Source organism: Thalassobacterium maritimum, from assembly GCF_031127805.1.
Classification (GTDB): Bacteria; Verrucomicrobiota; Verrucomicrobiia; order Opitutales; family Coraliomargaritaceae; genus Thalassobacterium; species Thalassobacterium maritimum.
Window position 1 is genome coordinate 1 of record NZ_JARXHW010000105.1, and the last position, 3,122, is coordinate 3,122.

A 3,122-nucleotide genomic window follows, 5' to 3' on the forward strand; every position below is an offset into this window, starting at 1 on the left:
GGAAAATACAAGTTCGAAAGGAAGAAGAAGCGCTTGTCAGATTTGATGCCGTTGGGCACTCTGGGAGCTATATCCAGTCGGAGCTGGTCAACCCCGTTTACGCCGCCGGATCTTCGACAACCACTTGAACTACTAATCACTCAGGCTGGGGTGCCAGTCCTCACCGAATATGGGAAAGAAAATTGAATCGACGAACCGAAGCCGATTAGATTAGCTTTAAGGGGTAAGAGAAGATAGAATCCCCCCGAAGCACGAAGCCGAGTCGGCAATTGAACCGAAGAAGAAATCCAGACAGCCACAGCCAGCGATGAAGATCACCATTCAGGACTCCCCCACCACCACGGCCTGCGGCCATATCCAGACGGCACAGGTCAACCCATTTTACGCGCTAGAAATCCGATAACCCTCACCAATCCGAAACCCTCAGGCTGGGTGCCTGGCCTCTCCGTTCGACGAATGAAATTTTGCTACCTCCAGAGTTTGCCGTTAATAGCAATAATCTTCTTAACGTCGGCATGCAGCACACCAAAAAAAGAAATGAATAGAATAGGATCAATCGACGAATTAAAAGATCTAGCTAATTTCCAAGCCTTTAAGCAGGCGCCACTAGCGCCCTCACTTCATGCCTCATATGAAAGAGAATTAGGCAACAGGTATAATGTGAGTTTTTCTTTTGATGATCAAATCTTAGAGAATTGCCAAATTTCCATTGAATACGTCGACCACAAGACCCACATCGAGGTCACAAGCTCATTTTCTCGTGATCGAAAGCCAGTGTTCGAAAGAAAGTGCAAAATAGAAAACGATGGGAGTATTTCATATAGTCACTTTTGGGTCAGCCATTTAGAATTCAAAAGTCTAGATTCAGAGGGCTACATTCGACTCGTTGAACATAAAATTGGAGATTCTACTATATCACTAATCGAAGTCTGGGGATATCCACAGGATGACTTCCCTGCTCTTGTATTTTTGAACGTAAAAGGGATTGCATTCCTACCTCTCAGGAACTCCGAGGACATCTACGGAGCCATCAATTCGATAAATGAATACTCGGAAGAAGAGGACGACGAAAATTGGGATGAAGACGACTGGGTGGATGATGAGTAATTTGAACACTAAGACCGTCTAGGTCGAACCAGTCCGACGAGGCAATAGATTTCGCTGGCGCTCATCTATTCCTCTCGTCTACGAATATACAGAAAAAATGCTCATAATTCTCATGATACCATTCGGCTTGACCACAGCATTTTTGGCACATCGAAAGAACAGAAATCCCTACGCATGGGGCATTCTTGGAGCGACATGGTTCATTGTTGGTGTGATCGGCATTCTGTTTTTTTCAGACTCTACGTTGGGTAAAAAAAGAAAACTTGAGAAACTAACAAGTCAGACACAGATTCAGCATATAAACAAAACTCCATGCCTCTCCTAGATACAATTTCAATTCTTCTGACTGCTACTGTCGTATATGCTGGAACCCTTGCGGTCTTCATTTTGATGAAGATCCGAAAGGATATCTCACGCTTTGTAGATTGGACCATAAAAAAAGAAACCTATTCAAGTGTCACGCTAAATGAAAATTTCCTCAAGATCTCTTCGAAAATCCGAGCCATTAGCGAATATGAAGACTATAGAAGCCTAACTACTTCTCAAAAAGAAGAAATCATCATGCTTTTGGGTCTATGCGAGGATATATCTATTGGCGTTCGGTCGGGAATTTTTGACGAGGACATCGTTAAGGAAAGCATGAATCATTTATTCAGGCATACGTTTCATACTCTAAAGGAATACATTTACAGACTGCGGAGTGAACATGCATCCCCATCATACTACGAGAACTACGAGTTCCTTGTCAGAAAATGGGAAAGCAAGGAAGGAGGGATCTCATGAGTGATGAACCTTTCGATAAAATTGATCAATTCTGCAAAACGAAGCATAAAAACGATATAATAAGGAACATCGCCTTTGCTCAATATCAGAAGCAGTTCATCGAGCTGGTTAATAAAAAAAATGGTGCGACATCTGGGAGTAACATATCAGATGCAGAAGCTAAAGCTATTCAGGACACTTTGCTCTCTGACGGACAACTTTCAGCTAGTCTAAGGATAGCAGAAGACTTGTTCGAAGAGGAATGCACTTCTTATCTTCAACCTCGAGTGAAAAAGAATGGATTGAAGTCGTTTTGGACAAGCGTATTGGCCTCAATAATCGCAAGCTTTCTATATTCGATACTATTGATTATCATATTCATTATAGCACAGGATCAGATCAGTAATTGGCTGTCGTCGATCGAGGCAAAATGAGGCCCAACCAGGCGATAGTGGACAACTCCGTTCGCTCGTCCCTCACTCACTCCGTGCCACATCTTGACGTTAGGTAAGAAAAATGGATAAAATACGCATCAAAGAGTATCGAGATTCCAAATGGCTCGATCCGAGGAAGTTTCTGGTTAGCCTATACGAAAAGCAGCCATTTCTACAGAAGATCGCGAAAAGCGAGAAAGAGCTAACCTTAGAAAATCAAGACCTAGAAATCTACAGAGAATCAAGAGAAGCTGCACTATTTTGCGTCGGCTTAGGAACTGCACTTGGTTGTGAAGTCAAATTTCTATACGACGAAGACCAAGACCGAGATTTTGTAGTTGGTGTAGTCAGTGAAAAGGGAATGGGCTTGAGTGATCTACAGCTAAAACGCCTTCCACCAGAATCGTTAAACCCTCACATCGACCTAGAGAGCATTATCGCAGGCTTAAAGAAATACGTAGATTCGAAGGATCTAGTTGTCGCCATAATGGTTAGTCGGAATATTGAATTAGACCTGAACGAGATAAAATTGCCCGACTCCGTAAAATTGAGGGAAGCTTACATTTTCGGAGCCATCGACCCCAATCAAAGTAAATGGTTTATCTATGGCAACCTATGCTCTACTGATCGAGCCTACCTAGAGTATGACTATCCCCAAAATGACACCTAACCAGTCGGGAGATGGACAATAGATTTCGCTGGCGCTCATCTATGCATCCCCTCTACGTTAGCTAAATAATGAAAAAACAAATCCTAATTCTCCTATCAGCGATCGCCTTCCATTCTTCCTCTATTGCAACGACTCTGTTGCAAGACGAT

General features: G+C 42.9%; 4 protein-coding genes. All 4 read left to right on the forward strand.

Going from position 1 to position 3,122, the window contains the following annotated elements; genetic code table 11:
* Positions 1-537 precede the first annotated feature (537 nt).
* Entirely contained in the window at positions 538-1,107 is a 570-nt protein-coding gene (locus QEH52_RS19180; RefSeq protein ID WP_308952569.1) for a hypothetical protein, read from the forward strand.
* Positions 1,108-1,419: 312 nt separating this feature from the next.
* Complete coding sequence (locus QEH52_RS19185) at positions 1,420-1,890, forward strand: DUF4760 domain-containing protein (RefSeq protein WP_308952570.1); 471 nt, start codon at positions 1,420-1,422, stop codon at positions 1,888-1,890.
* Positions 1,887-2,303 (forward strand): hypothetical protein, encoded by a 417-nt coding sequence (locus QEH52_RS19190; RefSeq protein ID WP_308952571.1) that lies wholly within the window; start codon positions 1,887-1,889, stop codon positions 2,301-2,303. The genes QEH52_RS19185 and QEH52_RS19190 overlap by 4 nt, the downstream gene beginning before the upstream one ends.
* Positions 2,304-2,385: 82 nt before the next feature.
* Positions 2,386-2,973 (forward strand): hypothetical protein, encoded by a 588-nt coding sequence (locus QEH52_RS19195; protein WP_308952572.1) that lies wholly within the window; start codon positions 2,386-2,388, stop codon positions 2,971-2,973.
* The last annotated feature ends 149 nt before the right edge of the window (positions 2,974-3,122 follow it).